Origin of the sequence: Psychromonas ossibalaenae ATCC BAA-1528, from assembly GCF_000381745.1 — a bacterium.
GTDB classification, from domain to species: Bacteria; Pseudomonadota; Gammaproteobacteria; order Enterobacterales; family Psychromonadaceae; genus Psychromonas; species Psychromonas ossibalaenae.
The window spans coordinates 123,262-138,152 of record NZ_KB906968.1; the positions used below are offsets into that span (position 1 = coordinate 123,262).

General features: G+C 43.1%; 12 protein-coding genes, 1 tRNA gene and 1 pseudogene. 8 read left to right on the forward strand and 6 right to left on the reverse strand.

Going from position 1 to position 14,891, the window contains the following annotated elements; translation table 11 throughout:
- Window position 1: 1 nt before the first annotated feature.
- From rsxC to G327_RS27290, 7 genes and pseudogenes are all read left to right on the forward strand, one after another.
- The gene (gene rsxC / locus G327_RS0101685) at window positions 2-2,530 is read left to right on the forward strand and encodes an electron transport complex subunit RsxC (protein ID WP_019613028.1); all 2,529 of its coding nucleotides are present in this window, start codon (window positions 2-4) and stop codon (window positions 2,528-2,530) included.
- A gap of 2 nt (window positions 2,531-2,532) precedes the next feature.
- Window positions 2,533-3,585 (forward strand): electron transport complex subunit RsxD, encoded by a 1,053-nt coding sequence (gene rsxD / locus G327_RS0101690; RefSeq protein ID WP_019613029.1) that lies wholly within the window; start codon window positions 2,533-2,535, stop codon window positions 3,583-3,585.
- A 1-nt stretch (window position 3,586) separates the two neighbouring features.
- Complete coding sequence (gene rsxG / locus G327_RS0101695; RefSeq protein WP_019613030.1) at window positions 3,587-4,222, forward strand: electron transport complex subunit RsxG; 636 nt, start codon at window positions 3,587-3,589, stop codon at window positions 4,220-4,222.
- A complete protein-coding gene (locus G327_RS23845; RefSeq protein WP_019613031.1) occupies window positions 4,219-4,908 on the forward strand; it encodes an electron transport complex subunit E in 690 nt (229 codons plus the stop codon). The genes rsxG and G327_RS23845 overlap by 4 nt, the downstream gene beginning before the upstream one ends.
- The gene (nth, locus tag G327_RS0101705; protein ID WP_019613032.1) at window positions 4,908-5,543 is read left to right on the forward strand and encodes an endonuclease III; all 636 of its coding nucleotides are present in this window, start codon (window positions 4,908-4,910) and stop codon (window positions 5,541-5,543) included. Before G327_RS23845 ends, nth begins: the two co-directional genes overlap by 1 nt.
- Before the next feature lie 339 nt (window positions 5,544-5,882).
- Window positions 5,883-6,632, forward strand: a complete 750-nt coding sequence (locus G327_RS0101710; RefSeq protein WP_033297712.1) for a substrate-binding periplasmic protein — start codon at window positions 5,883-5,885, stop codon at window positions 6,630-6,632.
- A gap of 129 nt (window positions 6,633-6,761) precedes the next feature.
- Window positions 6,762-6,839, forward strand: a pseudogene (locus G327_RS27290) (endonuclease III); the annotation flags it as partial.
- 59 nt (window positions 6,840-6,898) lie between these two features.
- On the opposite strand, the gene purU reads toward G327_RS27290, so the two are convergent.
- Both purU and G327_RS0101720 read right to left on the reverse strand, forming a co-directional pair.
- The gene (gene purU / locus G327_RS0101715; RefSeq protein WP_019613034.1) at window positions 6,899-7,789 is read right to left on the reverse strand and encodes a formyltetrahydrofolate deformylase; all 891 of its coding nucleotides are present in this window, start codon (window positions 7,787-7,789) and stop codon (window positions 6,899-6,901) included.
- A 194-nt stretch (window positions 7,790-7,983) separates the two neighbouring features.
- Entirely contained in the window at window positions 7,984-9,897 is a 1,914-nt protein-coding gene (locus G327_RS0101720; RefSeq protein WP_019613035.1) for a methyl-accepting chemotaxis protein, read from the reverse strand.
- 428 nt (window positions 9,898-10,325) lie between these two features.
- On the opposite strand from G327_RS0101720, the gene nhaC reads away from it, so the two are divergent.
- Window positions 10,326-11,735 carry a Na+/H+ antiporter NhaC gene (gene nhaC / locus G327_RS0101725; protein WP_019613036.1) on the forward strand — a complete coding sequence of 470 codons (1,410 nt, stop codon included), beginning with the start codon at window positions 10,326-10,328 and terminating at the stop codon, window positions 11,733-11,735.
- A 52-nt stretch (window positions 11,736-11,787) separates the two neighbouring features.
- On the opposite strand, the gene G327_RS0101730 is transcribed toward nhaC, so the two are convergent.
- The 4 genes from G327_RS0101730 to G327_RS0101745 all read right to left on the reverse strand — a co-directional run bounded on the left by G327_RS0101730 (window position 11,788) and on the right by G327_RS0101745 (window position 14,886).
- The gene (locus tag G327_RS0101730; RefSeq protein ID WP_019613037.1) at window positions 11,788-12,270 is read right to left on the reverse strand and encodes a YehS family protein; all 483 of its coding nucleotides are present in this window, start codon (window positions 12,268-12,270) and stop codon (window positions 11,788-11,790) included.
- A gap of 64 nt (window positions 12,271-12,334) precedes the next feature.
- The gene (dcm, locus tag G327_RS0101735) at window positions 12,335-13,480 is read right to left on the reverse strand and encodes a DNA (cytosine-5-)-methyltransferase (RefSeq protein ID WP_019613038.1); all 1,146 of its coding nucleotides are present in this window, start codon (window positions 13,478-13,480) and stop codon (window positions 12,335-12,337) included.
- A 122-nt stretch (window positions 13,481-13,602) separates the two neighbouring features.
- The gene (gene nadA / locus G327_RS0101740) at window positions 13,603-14,661 is read right to left on the reverse strand and encodes a quinolinate synthase NadA (protein ID WP_019613039.1); all 1,059 of its coding nucleotides are present in this window, start codon (window positions 14,659-14,661) and stop codon (window positions 13,603-13,605) included.
- Between the two features lie 149 nt (window positions 14,662-14,810).
- A tRNA-Lys gene (locus G327_RS0101745) sits at window positions 14,811-14,886 on the reverse strand.
- Window positions 14,887-14,891: the final 5 nt, after the last annotated feature.

The window sequence follows — 14,891 nt, forward strand, 5'->3', positions numbered from 1 at the left end:
CATGACAACACAATCGATTAACCTGCTCAGTGAAGAGCAGCTTGCACATATATCTTCTGGAAAACAATGGAATTTCCACGGCGGCGTTCACCCTCAGGAAAATAAAATTCAAAGCAGCGGCAGTGCGATCTGCGATGCAGGTATTCCCGAATTTTTAGTTATCGGCATTGAACATAAAGGTCATAGCCCGGAACTATTAGTTAAAGTCGGTGACCCGGTATTAAAAGGACAAGCACTGACTAAGGTGTACGGTGCCATGGTAGTACAGCATGCCAGCAGCTCAGGTATTGTTTATGCGGTAGAAAAGCGTACCGACCTTCATCCCTCCGGTTTAGCAGTTCTGTCTATTGTGATAAAAACCGACGGTTTAGATAGAAGCATTGCTTATAACAAACCGGATAATTTCCGGAATACACCCAGCGCAGCCCTGATTGAAACTATTCAGCATGCAGGTATTGTCGGACTCGGCGGAGCAGGCTTTCCAAGCCATTTAAAACTTTCACATACTGACGGCATAAAACTGCTTATTATCAATGCGGCTGAATGTGAGCCGTATATTACAGCAGATGACCGCCTGATGCAGGAACATGCTCAGGAGGTTTTTCAGGGCATTGAAGTGCTCGAGCATATCCTGCAGCCGAAATTAATCGTTATTGCGGTTGAAGATAATAAACCAGAAGCAGTCGAAGCACTGCATTTAGCTCTGCAGAAAATACAGTTAACACTTAAAGCAGAACTGATTATCCGTACTATTCCGACGCTTTACCCGTCCGGCAGTGAAAAGCAGTTAATTGAAATCATTACCGGCAGACAAACACCGCTAGGTAAGCATCCTACCGAGCTTGGCATTGTCATGCAGAATGTCGGTACTGTGTTTGCCATAAAAGAAGCGGTTATTAACGGAAAACCTTTAACTTCCCGTATTGTCACCTTAACGGGTGATGCCCTGCGTAAAAAAGGTAATGCCAGCGTACGGATCGGTACGCCGATTCAGTACCTGTTAGATAAATATCAGTTCAATAGTGACGCAGCCCAGAAGCTTATTATCGGCGGACCTATGATGGGCTTTTCCATCAGCCATGGGGATATTCCGGTTACTAAAACCTGTAACTGTATTCTTGCTCCAACAGCACAGGAAATGCCGGTCCCTCCCGCAGAGATGCCCTGTATCCGCTGTGGCGAATGTGCACACGCTTGTCCGGCTTTATTACTGCCGCAGCAGTTATTATGGTACTCACAAAGTAAAGACCACGATAAGCTAAATGATTATAACCTGTCGGCCTGTATTGAGTGCGGCGCATGTGCCTTTGTCTGTCCAAGTAATATCCCTCTGGTTGAATATTACCGTATTGCTAAAGCAGAAATTAATACCGCGGTACAGGAAGCTAAAAAAGCAGAAACGGCGCGAATTCGTCATGAGAACCGTGAAGCACGGTTAGAGCAGGCAAAAATTGACCGCCAGGCCAAACACAAACAAGCAGCTGAAAAACGTAAACAGCAGTTAAAAAAGAAAAACGGCGGTGAAGACTTAATTGCAGCAGCGCTTGCACGCGCTAAAGCTAAAAAATCGGATAGCACGGAAAATGAAAATAATGAACAGACCAATACGCCGAAAAGTGCAGCTGCGGCAGCCGTCGCCCGGGCGAAAGCTAAAAAAGCAGCCTTAGCTGAAGCAGCATCTGAAAGTACAGCTGCAGATACGACTGATAAACCTAAAAATGATGCAGTGGCGGCGGCTATTGCCCGTACTAAAGCCAAGAAAGCAGCGGCACAGCAAAACTCACAGTCAGATACTGGAGAAGAAACTCAGGTTGAGCCTAAAAAAGCTGCCGTCGCTGCAGCCATTGCCCGCGCTAAAGCTAAAAAAGCAGCTGCACAGGAAAAATCTGAAACAGCTGCAGAAGAAACGCAGGTTGATCCTAAAAAAGCTGCCGTCGCTGCAGCCATTGCCCGCGCTAAAGCTAAAAAAGCAGCTGCACAGGAAAAATCTGAAACAGCTGCAGAAGAAACGCAGGTTGATCCTAAAAAAGCTGCCGTCGCCGCAGCCATTGCCCGCGCTAAAGCCAAAAAAGCAGCTGCACAGCAAAACTCCGAAACGGCCATTGGAGAAGAAGCGCAGGTTGATCCTAAAAAAACTGCCGTCGCTGCAGCCATTGCCCGCGCTAAAGCCAAAAAAGCAGCTGCACAGCAGAAATCCGAAACTGCATCCGCAGAAGAAACGCCGGCCGCCCCTAAAAAAGCAGCTGTAGCGGCGGCGATTGCCAAAGCTAAAGCCAAAAAAGCAGCTTCACAAAATGAACCGGATAACAGCACCGTTATTGCAGCCCGTGAAAAACGCAAGGAGCAGGCACGCTTACATAAGCAGGAAAAACAAGAACAGAAAGATGAGCGGCAGACAAAAGAAACAGTAGAAAACAATTTAGATACAGCTGTAGAGAAAAACTCCACGGCAGCTGAAGATAAAAAAGCTAAAATAGCGGCGGCTGTTGCCAAAGCAAAAGCCAAACAGACCGCACAAAAGGATCAATAAAGATGGCATTTATGAATTCAAGCTCTCCGCACCAGCGCCAGAGAAGAAACACTTCGCAAATTATGCTGATGGTGATCCTGTGTTTAATTCCCGGTGTGTTTTTACAAAGTTATTTCTTCGGCATTGGTAATTTATTACAGATATCACTGGCTGCAGTGGTTGCGCTGAGCAGTGAAGCGCTGATATTAAAGTTACGCAAGCGTCCGGTTTTACCAAGCTTAAAAGACGGCAGTGCATTGTTAACCGGTTTACTGATAGCCGTTTCGATTCCGCCGTTATCACCATGGTGGATTGTTGTAATAGGGTCAGCCTTTGCCGTGATTTTTGTTAAACAACTGTACGGTGGACTGGGGCAAAATCTGTTTAATCCGGCAATGGCCGCCTATGTAGTGCTGCTGATTTCATTTCCAGTACAAATGACCTCATGGATCCCGGTACAGTCATTACATCCTTTTTCACTGACCTTTATGGATCAGTTAAGCGCCTTTTTAAGCGGCTTTACATTAGACGGATATACGGTAGCCCAGATCAGTGTCAGCATTGACGGCTTAACCATGGCAACCCCCCTTGATACAGCCCGTAATGCACTGCGCTCTGGTTTTACCATCACAGAAATGCTTAACAGTGCAGAGTTTAAAGCTTCATCTGCACAGGCTGTTCAGTGGGTTAATATCGGATTTTTATTCGGCGGGTTAGTTTTATTATATAAGCGTGTAATTCAGTGGTATATCCCGGCAGCTTTTCTAGCCGGTCTGGTTAGTTTCTCATTTATCGCTTTTGCCTATAATCCGGATCTTAATATCTCACCGCTGTTTCATATTTTTTCCGGTGCAACTATGCTTGGGGCATTTTTCATCTTAACGGATCCGGTCACAGCAGCCACCACAGTAAAAGGACGTATTTTTTATGGTTTATTAATCGCATTAATTGTGGTTATCATTCGTAATATCGGCGGCTATCCCGATGCCGTTGCCTTTGCAGTACTGCTCGGCAATATGTGTGTGCCGCTCATCGACTATTACACCCAGCCAAAAGTTTACGGAGGACGTGCTTAATATGTTCCCTACTATTAGCCGCAACGCTTTATTATTAGCTGCTTTTGCCGTTGTCTGTACCGCTTGTATTGCTGTTGTCAGTGTACTGACCAAGCCGGTCATTGCCCAGCAGGAGCAGAAAGCCTTATTAAAGACACTCAACCAGCTTATCCCGGAAGAGTCTTATGATAATGATATTTTTGCTACCTGCTTTACGGTCACAGATGAAAACCTGTTAGGCAGTAAAGAGCCGCAGCAGGTATTTATCGCTAAAAAAGATCAACTGCCCATTGCAGTATTCTTAGAAGCAAGCACTCTGCGCGGTTATGCCGGGGAAATAAAAATACTGGTCGGCATCTATAAAGATGGAGAAGTAGCCGGTGTTCGGGTTACTCGTCATACAGAAACTCCCGGGCTTGGTGATAAAGTTCAGCTCAGCAAATCAAACTGGATAAATTCATTTACCGGAAAATTTTATCACGAGTCCGAGGCACAGCGCTGGGAAGTTAAAAAGAATAACGGCGATTTTGATGCATTTACCGGGGCAACTATCACCCCCCGGGCAGTGACGCTTGCGGTCAAAGACACATTAATCTATTTTCAGGATAATAAACAACAGCTGTTCAGCCACCCGGCAGACTGTGGAGAAAAGCAATGAACCAGCAGGTAGAAGAGATTGAAACTCAGCAGACAGCAGAACCAGAGCCGGGTATTTACCGAGAGTTAATGTATCAGGGATTATGGAAAAACAATCCAGGTATTGTACAGCTGCTGGGTTTATGTCCCCTGCTGGCGGTCAGTAATACATTAACCAATGCATTAGGTTTAGGTTTAGCGACACTGTTTGTGCTTGTTGCATCAAATTCACTGATCTCACTGATTCGTAATCATGTACCTAAAGCGATTCGTATTCCCGTTTTTGTTATGATCATCGCCTCATTAGTAAGCTGTATTCAGCTGCTTATGAATGCATTTATCTACGAACTTTATCTGTCTCTGGGTATTTTCATTCCGCTGATCGTAACTAACTGTATTATTATCGGCCGTGCAGAAGCATTTGCATCAAAAAACAGCATCAGCCATGCCGCTTTTGACGGATTGATGATGGGCCTCGGTTTCAGCGCAGTACTGGTTTTATTAGGCGCAAGCCGCGAAATTTTAGCCCAAGGCACCCTGTTTGACGGCATAGAAACACTATTAGGCGACTGGGCACAGTTCTTAACTATCACTCTCTATCATACCGATACCAGCTTTTTACTGGCGGCTCTTCCGCCGGGCGCTTTTATTATTATGGGTTTAATCATTGCAGTAAAAAACAGCATTGACCTGAGGGCTGAAAAATAATGAATAAAGAAAAGCGCCGCGAAATATTAACCCGCTTACGCGACAATAACCCCAAACCGCAGACTGAGCTGAATTACAGTACGCCCTTTGAATTATTAATCGCGGTTATTTTATCTGCACAGGCAACAGATGTGGGGGTTAATAAAGCCACCGATAAACTCTACCCCATAGCTAATACACCGGAAGCGATTGCTGCATTAGGATTAGACGGCTTAAAACATTATATTAAAACCATCGGCCTTTATAACAGTAAAGCGGCTAACGTTATCAAAACCTGCCAGATGCTGGTTGAACAACATAACAGTCAGGTGCCGGAGAACAGAGAAGCGCTGGAAGCTCTGCCCGGTGTTGGTAGAAAAACCGCAAATGTAGTATTAAATACTGCATTCGGCTGGCCGACTATTGCTGTTGATACCCATATCTTCCGCGTTTCCAACCGCACTAAACTGGCCATGGGAAAAAATGTTGATCACGTAGAAGAGAAGTTATTAAAGGTGATCCCGGCTGAATTTAAAGTCGATGTACATCACTGGCTTATTTTACACGGCCGTTATACCTGCATTGCCAGAAAGCCAAGATGCGGCAGCTGTATCATTGAAGACCTCTGTGAATTCAGAGAAAAAACGAGTGATTAGGAGCTTAATCTGTTGTAGTGACCCATACGAACAGACACACTGGAAGGATCAAGGTCGCCAGCTCTCATAAATATTCTGTCTACTGCATCGCCTCACCTCCCCCACCTTTAGACAACAGCGAATTACTAGCTGAGGCTTAGGGGGCATACGAAAAAGCTATATATTAAAGCAACTTCCCCCTCTTCCAGCATCGTAAATACTTACCAAGCCACAACTTTAGAGAAAAGACAGGAGATGGTAAAAGACAAGTCAGGTTCGGCTGCTTTTATGCAGCTCAGTAAGCATTTTTTTATTCATGTAATATACTAGTAACTGTGTATACCCCGGTTTAATTTAATAATGAAAATATCAGCACTTAAATACAGCGTAGTATTGCTAAGTACTTTATTGCCTTGCATAACTGATGCTAAAGAAGTTTTAATGGCATTTAGTCAGGATATTCCCCCCTATATTTTTCAGAAACATAGTAAGGGTATTGAAATAGATATCATTGCGGCAGCTTTGGCTTATAAAGGTCATACGCTAAAACCACTCTACTTCCCCTTAGGCAGAGTTCCCATCGCCTTTACTAATAAGCTAGTCAGTGCTGCAATGGGCGACATGGGAGTAGATTTAGAGTCACAAGGCGGGTTTTATGGCGATCCCGCAGTAATCTATGATAACGTTTTTATTACCTTGAAAAGTCGAGCTATTTCCATAGAAAAGCCTAACGATTTAGATTTACTAAATGTGGTGTCTTTTCAAGGAGCCGATAAACGATACCCCAAATGGCTGAAAAAAGTGCAGGAAGAAGATCGGTTTTATGGTATTAGTGATCAATTGACGCAAGTAAAACTACTACATTATGGTCGATATGATGTCGTATTAAGTGATCGTTATATATTCCGGTTCTTTGTTAAACAAATGAATTTAATGAATGTCCTAGAAGTGCATGAAGTTGATGAGCACAAATTTACCTCCCCCAACCCTGATGATTACCGCCCTGTATTTAGAGACAAAAAAATACGGGATGATTTCAACCTTGGCTTGAGCAAACTAAAAGAAAGTGGTGAATTTGATAAGATATACGACAACTATATGAATTTGTAACTTGGCTAATTTTCCGTAGAAGTCTCCATAAATTTGATAGGACCAATGTTAACGATTTCTATAATTCAACGCACTTTGAGTCTTTGTTGTCCAATATAGTATTAAATACCGCACTCGGCTGGCCGACCCGGCTGTTATACCTGTATCGCACGAAAACCGCGCTGCGGTTCATGTTTAATAGAAAATCTCTGTAAGTTTAAGGAAAAACAGAAGATTATAGTGAATATAAAAAACGAGTTTTCACACTCGTTTTTTAAAACAAACGCTTATTTTGAAAAAACCACTGACTTTTCGCCATGCAGAAAAACACGATGCTCAATATGCCAGCGTACTGCGCGTGACAGGGTCTGACATTCGATATCTCTGCCCTTAGCCGCTAAATCCTGCGGATAATAACTGTGATCCACCGTTTCGACTCCCTGAGTAATAATCGGCCCTTCATCAAGATCATCACTCACATAATGCGCCGTCGCTCCCACCAGTTTCACTCCTTTGTCATAGGCCTGATAATAGGGTTTGGCCCCCTTAAAACCAGGCAGCAGAGAATGATGAATATTGATTGCCCAGCCGGACAGTTTTTTACACATACCATTGGATAATACCTGCATATAACGCGCAAGTACCACTAAGTCTGCATCACACTGCTCAACCACCTGCCAGACCTTAGCTTCCTGCTCAGGTTTAGTTTCTTTAGTAATAGGAAAATGAAAATATGGAATACCATGCCACTTTGCTAACTCCTCCAGATCCGGATGGTTAGAAATAATAGCCGGAATTTCAATATCCAGATCTCCGGTACGATAACGGTAAAGCAGATCATTCAGGCAGTGATCATGTTTGGAAACCATAATTACCACTTTTGATTTATAAGATTTTTTCGATAACGTCCAGTCCATATCAAAGCTGGCCGCTTTACTGCTGAAACCCTCGATAAAGCTGTCACGGTCAAACTGATTGTTCTGATCAGGGCGAAACTCAATGCGGATAAAGAAGCGCTGTTTATCAGTATCATCAAATGAATGAATTTCATTAATATAGAAACCCTGTTGATAGATATAACGTGTCACTATATCAACAGTGCCGGGACGACTTGGGCAGCTGGCGGTAATTATCTGTGTATCAGAAAGCTGACTTTGCTGTACTTGTGAGAGTGACATACTTATTCCTACTTTGACTGAAAAAGCCATAGTAATTAAAGTACAGCAGCGCACCACTCAAATATTTCACAAAGACGATCTATGCCCGCAGGAAGCTGCAGAAATGTTAAATAACGCCTTACTTATCATATTTTATATAATTAGTATCAGTCAGTTACCGTGCACATTATAAAGCGCACGATAACTGAGAGCTGTTACTGCAGTTTAAACTGACCAACAATAGACAGCAGCTGTTCATTACCAGTGGCAAGGCTGCGCGTGCTGTCCATGGTCTGCACGCCGTTTTCAGTTAACTGGGTAACCATACCTTGGATTGCGCTCATATTGCGGTTAATCTCATCCGTCGCAGAGCTCTGCTGCTCTGCTGCCGTTGCAATCTGCACCCCAAGATCATTGATCTTAACCACAGATACCGCCATTGAATCCAGACTGTTATTGACATTAGAAGTAGTATCAGCCGTCTGCTGACAGCTGCGTTTGGTATCATCCATTGCTGTAACAACAGACTCAGTGCCCTTATTCAGTTTAGTCAGCATGGAATTAATCTCAGAAGTGCTCTGCTGCGTTCTGCCGGCTAATGCTCTGACCTCGTCTGCAACAACTGCAAAACCTCTGCCCTGCTCACCGGCACGGGCAGCTTCAATAGCCGCATTCAGCGCCAGCAGATTTGTCTGATCCGCAATCTCGCCAATCACTCCCAGTACTGAACCAATTTTCTGGGTGTCTTCACTCATGGTTTGAATACTTAATGCCATCGAATCAACTTCATCTACTAAAGAAGCTACACTATTAACCGCACCGCTAACCACTATTTTTGACTGTTCAGCTTCTGCACTTGTATCTTGCGTAAATACCGCCGACTGCGATGCACTTTGTGCAACACTTTCAGCAGCTGAGCTCATTTCATTAACAGCGGTTACCGCCTGATCAGTCTCTGAAGCATGGGCTGATAAAACCGTATTATTCATCTCAGTTTGTGCTTTCAACTCTTCAATCCCCTCAGAAATATATTCAGTGGATTGAGAAACTTCAAGCATCATTGCCTGCAGATTAGCAATAAATTTATTGACCGCTTCCGCGATTTTTCCTAGATCATCTTTGGTATTAACATCAAGGCGGCGGGTTAAGTCACCATTACCTTCAGACAGGCTGACAACCGTTGACTTTAAAGCCAGAATTGGGCGATATAAATGATTCAGCACCAGCAGAATAACAGCAACCGCCAGTGCAATTAATAAGGCGGCAGTCATTAAAGACTCATTGAGGTTTTCATCTATTTCCGCATAAACGACTGATTTATCGATACCAACAAGAAAGTGCCAGGTAGTCTTGTCATCCAGTTTAAGCGCTTTAAAGAAAGCCACTTTGTCAACACCGCCTAGGCTGTAATTAAAAAGGCCGCTGTCTTTTGCAAGCATTTCACGATTAAGCTCAACTAAATCAGGGAAGTCTGACAATCTGGTTTTTCCCGGAATATCAACTTCACCGGTTGATGCGATAGTGGTTCCCTGAGCATTGTAAAGGGCGCTCATCGCACCAGGTGAAGAAGACTGCTTAACCATGTCAGCAATCAGCTGCAGCTCAATATCGGCAAGCAGCACACCACGAAATTTACTGCGGTAAAAGAAGGGTTCAGCAATACTGATCATCAAGTTACCTGATACAGAATCTGCATACATGTCGGTGATCACTGTGCTGCCTTTTTGCTTGGCAGATTTATACCAGTCACGGCTGCGCGGATCATAAACTGAAACATCACGCATACCACTGGCTGCACCGTATGATCGGCCGTCATCAAAACCGACAAGGATATCAGTGGCTTTAGTTGCATTGGCTATCTGCCTGGTCATTAAGCCGATCTGAATATCACCGCGATCCGTCGCAAAATCCGGCGCAGTAGCAACCAGCGCATCTTTAATAGTATGGAACCAGGTCGTTATTTTATCCGATGTACTGTCTATCTGGAGCATCGAATAGCGGTCAACATTTTTAAATACCGATGTCGATATCTGACGGTAGGAGAGAAAGGTGGATACAGCCAGGGAAGCTGTCAGTAATAATATAGTGACCGTAATAATCCGGCCTTTAAAGCTAGTTAATATGTTCATGTAATGATCCATCATCAACGGTAATCCGATAATTTTATATTCATTGCTTTATCTGAATAATATATTTATTAGCGAATAACCATAATACGTAAAACTTATGCTTTAAATATCAACTTTAAAGCATCGGGCGCGTATAGTTACACATAATTAACTAAAATGATTGTTTTAATTCTACAAATAATAACCATGATATCAGCCCATTAACATGAATCTTAACAAACCGCATGAAACCAACAAATAGTCAAATACAAACAAGCATCAATATAAAGTACATTCACCTCAGCAAGTCAAACAACAGCGCTTCAAAGCACAGGTAAAAGCACACAAAACAGAAAAAAAACTTCGGCGGTTACATTTTTCTGTTATAACGTAATAATCTAATTGGCATCCGTAACTTCCTGAATTGCCACAAAAATAGAGAGACTGAAATGGACAGCTCAACAATAAAACCACCAGGTTTTATACATGCATTAATTACCTTTTTGACAATCTGCACAATAATAGGCATTGGACTGTTCTTTTATGCGCTAAGTCTGCACAGCTTACTGCTGCTCTGTCTGCTGACTACCTCAGGCAGCGCCTGGTATTTATACCGTACTGACTTCAACCCCATTATTAAAGCCATGAATTCAGGTATAGAGCGTGCTTTAACATCCATCTATATCTTTTTGATGATCGGTGTATTAATCGCGGCCTTTATTCAAAGCGGCACCGTCGCGACCCTGATCTATTACGGCCTGACATTTATCTCGCCAACGGTCTTTTTACCCGCGGGGTTAATTCTCTGCAGTCTTATGTCGCTCGCCACAGGAACCAGCTGGGGTACGGTCGGCACGGCAGGTGTAGTGCTGATTGCTGTCGGTACCGCCATGGGTATCCCAGCACCTGTTGTAGCAGGTATGATCATCGCAGGCGCTACTTTCGGAGATAAAATGTCACCGGTATCCGACACGACTAATCTGGCGGCTATGGCTGCCGGAACGGAACTGACACGCCACATCAAATCAATGCATAGAACCACAGGCCCCGCTTATCTTATCACCCTGCTGGTTTTTGCTGTAATCGGTATACAGTATGCAGAAAACACAGTGCCGGCCGATGATATCAATATACTCCTGAACGGTCTGAAGCAGGCATACCAGGTACATATTATTAACCTGCTGCCGCTGGTGACCATGCTGGCTCTGATCTATCTGAAAGTCAGTGCATTACCCGCTATGTCTGCTGCAGCAGTCGCAGCAGTTATGCTAGCGGTCACTATCCAGGATGCGCAGCTGACTCAGGTACTTAACGCATTATTTAGCGGAGGCAATGCTGATACAGGAATAGCAGCTTTAGATAATCTGCTCACCCGCGGCGGTATCAGCGCCATGATGTGGACATTATCACTGGCACTGCTTGCCCTGGCCTTAGGCGGGATCCTGGATAAATTCGGTTTTTTACAAGTTTTAATCTATAACCTGCTGCGCAGTGTAAAACGTCAGGCTAGCCTGATTACCATGACCATCACCACCTGTTTTGTCAGCAATATGACGCTGGGTGAAGCATATATGTCGATTATTCTTAACGGACAGTTATACGGCGAAACCTATGACAACAGGCAGATCGACCGCTCCGTATTATCGCGATCCTTAGAAGAAGGGGCAACACTAACCACAGCGCTTATTCCCTGGACGACCGGAGGTGCATTTTTTGCAGCTACACTCGGGGTTAATGTTATTGACTATGCCCCCTGGGCCATCCTCAACTGGTTAAACCCGCTGATCGCAATATGTTTTGCCTACAGCGGTATCAGCTTGGTTAAAAACAAAGCCGGAGAGACTCAGAAGCAGGCATAAAAAAACCGAGCAGCGGCTCGGTTTTTAACTTTTAAAGCAGATTAACTAAAAGTTAAGCTTCGCTTTCCGTACCACGGAAGCGTTTAGTAATACCGTTTAAGAAGTTACGTAATAACTGGTCGCCGCATACTTTATAATTGCGGTGATCTTTCTTTCTGAATAATGCAGACAGCTCTGATTTTGACACAGGGAATTCTGCTGAATCTAGTGCAGCCAGCATATCGTCTTCTTTGAAATTCAGCGCAATACGTAATTTACGTAAAATATCATTGTTCGGCATTACTTCTTTAGCAGGCAGAATGATCGGGCTGGAGCCCTCTTTTTTACCACGCTTTTCATTGATTAGACCATCTAAGAATAAAGATAAAAGACTGTCACGACAGAATACAAAATTTTCTTCACCCTCTTTTGCCATGATGCTATGCAGGTAATTTTCATCAATTGCATTATCGACAGACGCAAAAATTTCTAACATTTTTTTATCGTTAAGTTGCAACGCATAACGTACACGTCGTAAAACATCATTAGTGATCATAATTTCTCAATAGTTAGTAGGTAATAATAAAGGGGTTTACTATACAGAATATTCAAGCAGGGCGCTAATCGCCCGCCTGTAAAACATTCAGTAATTCATTAGCGATTAAAGTAATCACATCCACAGATACTGCATTTCCCGCCTGCTTGTATAGGTGACCGTTAGACATATTTGTCGGCAGCTGATAACCGTTACCCACAGGAAAACCCTGCAGTTTAAATGTTTCCGCCGGTGTTAATTTACGTACACCGTCTTTAACTTTGATTAATGCAACATTATGACCACCGGTCCCCATATTAGCCGTTAATGTCGGGCACACACCGCTGGAATTTTTACGTACGTACATACCGCGTCGTACCTGGTAAAACTCAAATTCCTGATCTATCTGCTCAGTAATATTAATACGCTCTTTTCTACGTTTATCAGCAGGCATTGAGTCATATTCTGTTTCACTAATAAAGTAATTCGGATACTTATCTTTACTGTAATAATAAGACTGTAACTTCGATTTATCGGCTTTCAGATCCAGCACTTGGCTGATATTGTCACGGCGGTTAACTTCTGAATGATCTTTTTTAAATTCATCTAAACGGTCAAACATAGTAAAACGCTGTGCATCCCTCTCATTTAAGAAACAGACAATAAACATACGCTCACGATTTTGCGGTAAGTTTGTATATTCCTTAGTGTTTAACACCACGTCCTTAACCGTATAACCAATGCTTTCAATTTCCTGCTTGATTACCTGATAAGTATTACCTTTATCATGACCACGCAGATTTTTTACATTTTCCAAAAATAATATTCGCGGCTTATGTGAGGCCTCAGCAAGATCCGACACTAAATCAATAATGCTGTAAAAAAGATTACCACGTTTATCATCAAACCCTTTACGGGATCCGGCGATACTAAAAGCCTGACAAGGGAAACCACCGGTCAATATATCGATCGGCTTTGCTAAAATCTGCTGTTTTTTATTTTCAAAATGCAATTTTTCCTCAACGTTTCCTGCTCGTTCAGGTTTAACAATTTTTTCAATATCCCCAACTATCAGGTCATGTTCAAAATTCAACTGGTAGGTCTTTGAGGCATGCACATCCATTTCATTTGCCCACACTAGTTCATAATTAGCGCTTTCATGACTGGCATTTTTAAAACCAAGACAAACGCCGCCTACACCCGCAAATAAACTGCCTACTTTGTAATTCATGACTTATTCCAATACTGATTGTTTGAGATCCTGATAATCACTGCCATATTCACTGTGATTATCAGCATTCGTAGTTGTTATTTTTGATTTTAAATCATTTATTAAGTTAAAGCTGCTTAATATTAAGCGTTACCTTTAACTTTTAACTGCTGCTCGGCCGCAAAGTCCAGCATTCTATCTAAAGAAACCAACGCGCCTTTTGCAACTTTAGGATCGACATCGATCTCATGCCCAGAGGCATCATTTAATGAGTTATAAATCGCTTTAAGACCGTTCATTGCCATCCACGGACAATGTGCACAGCTTCGGCATGTAGCTCCTTCACCGGCAGTGGGTGCCGCCAGTATCTCTTTGTCTGGACAGGCCTGCTGCATTTTATAAAAAATACCCGTATCTGTTGCCACAATCAGCTGTTTATTTGGGAGCTCTTTAGCAGCTTTAATCAGCTGACTGGTTGAACCAACTGCATCAGCAAGCTTTACAACACTTTCCGGTGATTCAGGATGCACTAAGACAGCAGCATCCGGGTACACCGCTTTCATATCACGCAGTGCACTGGCTTTAAACTCATCATGAACGATACAGTCCCCCTGCCACATCAGCATATCCGCTTTGGTTTTTGCTTCGATATAGCTGCCCAGATGACGATCCGGCCCCCAGATTATTTTTTTATCTTCACTGTCAAGATGCTCAACAATCTCTAATGCAATGCTCGAAGTAACAACCCAGTCGGCACGTGCTTTAACAGCGGCTGAAGTATTGGCATAAACTACAACGGTACGGTCCGGATGCTGGTCACAGAACTCATTGAAGCTTTCAATCGGACAGCCGACATCTAAAGAACATGTCGCTTCCAGCTCCGGCATTAATACATTTTTATGCGGTGTTAAGATCTTTGCTGTTTCACCCATAAAACGAACACCGGCAATAATCAGCGTTGACGCCGAATGATCACGACCGAAGCGTGCCATTTCCAGTGAATCAGCAACATAACCGCCAGTTTCTTCAGCTAAGGCCTGAATTTCAGGGTCTGTATAATAGTGAGCAACTAAAACAGCATCTTTTTCGATTAATAACTGCTTAATCTTATTTTTGTAGTCGATCTTCTCTTGCTCTGAAAGTACAACAGGTTTTGCCGGGAAAGGATAATCAGAACCAACAAGGGGAGAGAATTTGCTCATCATCGTCTCTTAGATATTAAAAAATGGGTGCAAATTATACCGTGCTCAAGAATAAAAACGACAATTAAAATAGTCTTAATGTTATTAAAAAATAATTATTAATAAATTTATGGAGTTAAAGCTGTTTGAATGTCTATCAGGGAGAGAACTGGTGGGCCGTGAAGGATTTGAACCTTCGACAAATGGATTAAAAGTCCACTGCTCTACCAACTGAGCTAACGGCCCGAATA

Excerpts from the sequence above, each read along its gene's own strand:
- rsxC (WP_019613028.1), top strand. The coding sequence starts at position 2 with ATGACAACACAATCGATTAACCTGCTCAGTGAAGAGCAGCTTGCACAT.
- rsxD (WP_019613029.1), top strand. The coding sequence starts at position 2,533 with ATGGCATTTATGAATTCAAGCTCTCCGCACCAGCGCCAGAGAAGAAAC.
- rsxG (WP_019613030.1), top strand. The coding sequence starts at position 3,587 with ATGTTCCCTACTATTAGCCGCAACGCTTTATTATTAGCTGCTTTTGCC.
- G327_RS23845 (WP_019613031.1), top strand. The coding sequence starts at position 4,219 with ATGAACCAGCAGGTAGAAGAGATTGAAACTCAGCAGACAGCAGAACCA.
- nth (WP_019613032.1), top strand. The coding sequence starts at position 4,908 with ATGAATAAAGAAAAGCGCCGCGAAATATTAACCCGCTTACGCGACAAT.
- G327_RS0101710 (WP_033297712.1), top strand. The coding sequence starts at position 5,883 with ATGAAAATATCAGCACTTAAATACAGCGTAGTATTGCTAAGTACTTTA.
- purU (WP_019613034.1), bottom strand. The coding sequence starts at position 7,789 with ATGTCACTCTCACAAGTACAGCAAAGTCAGCTTTCTGATACACAGATA.
- G327_RS0101720 (WP_019613035.1), bottom strand. The coding sequence starts at position 9,897 with ATGAACATATTAACTAGCTTTAAAGGCCGGATTATTACGGTCACTATA.
- nhaC (WP_019613036.1), top strand. The coding sequence starts at position 10,326 with ATGGACAGCTCAACAATAAAACCACCAGGTTTTATACATGCATTAATT.
- G327_RS0101730 (WP_019613037.1), bottom strand. The coding sequence starts at position 12,270 with ATGATCACTAATGATGTTTTACGACGTGTACGTTATGCGTTGCAACTT.
- dcm (WP_019613038.1), bottom strand. The coding sequence starts at position 13,480 with ATGAATTACAAAGTAGGCAGTTTATTTGCGGGTGTAGGCGGCGTTTGT.
- nadA (WP_019613039.1), bottom strand. The coding sequence starts at position 14,661 with ATGAGCAAATTCTCTCCCCTTGTTGGTTCTGATTATCCTTTCCCGGCA.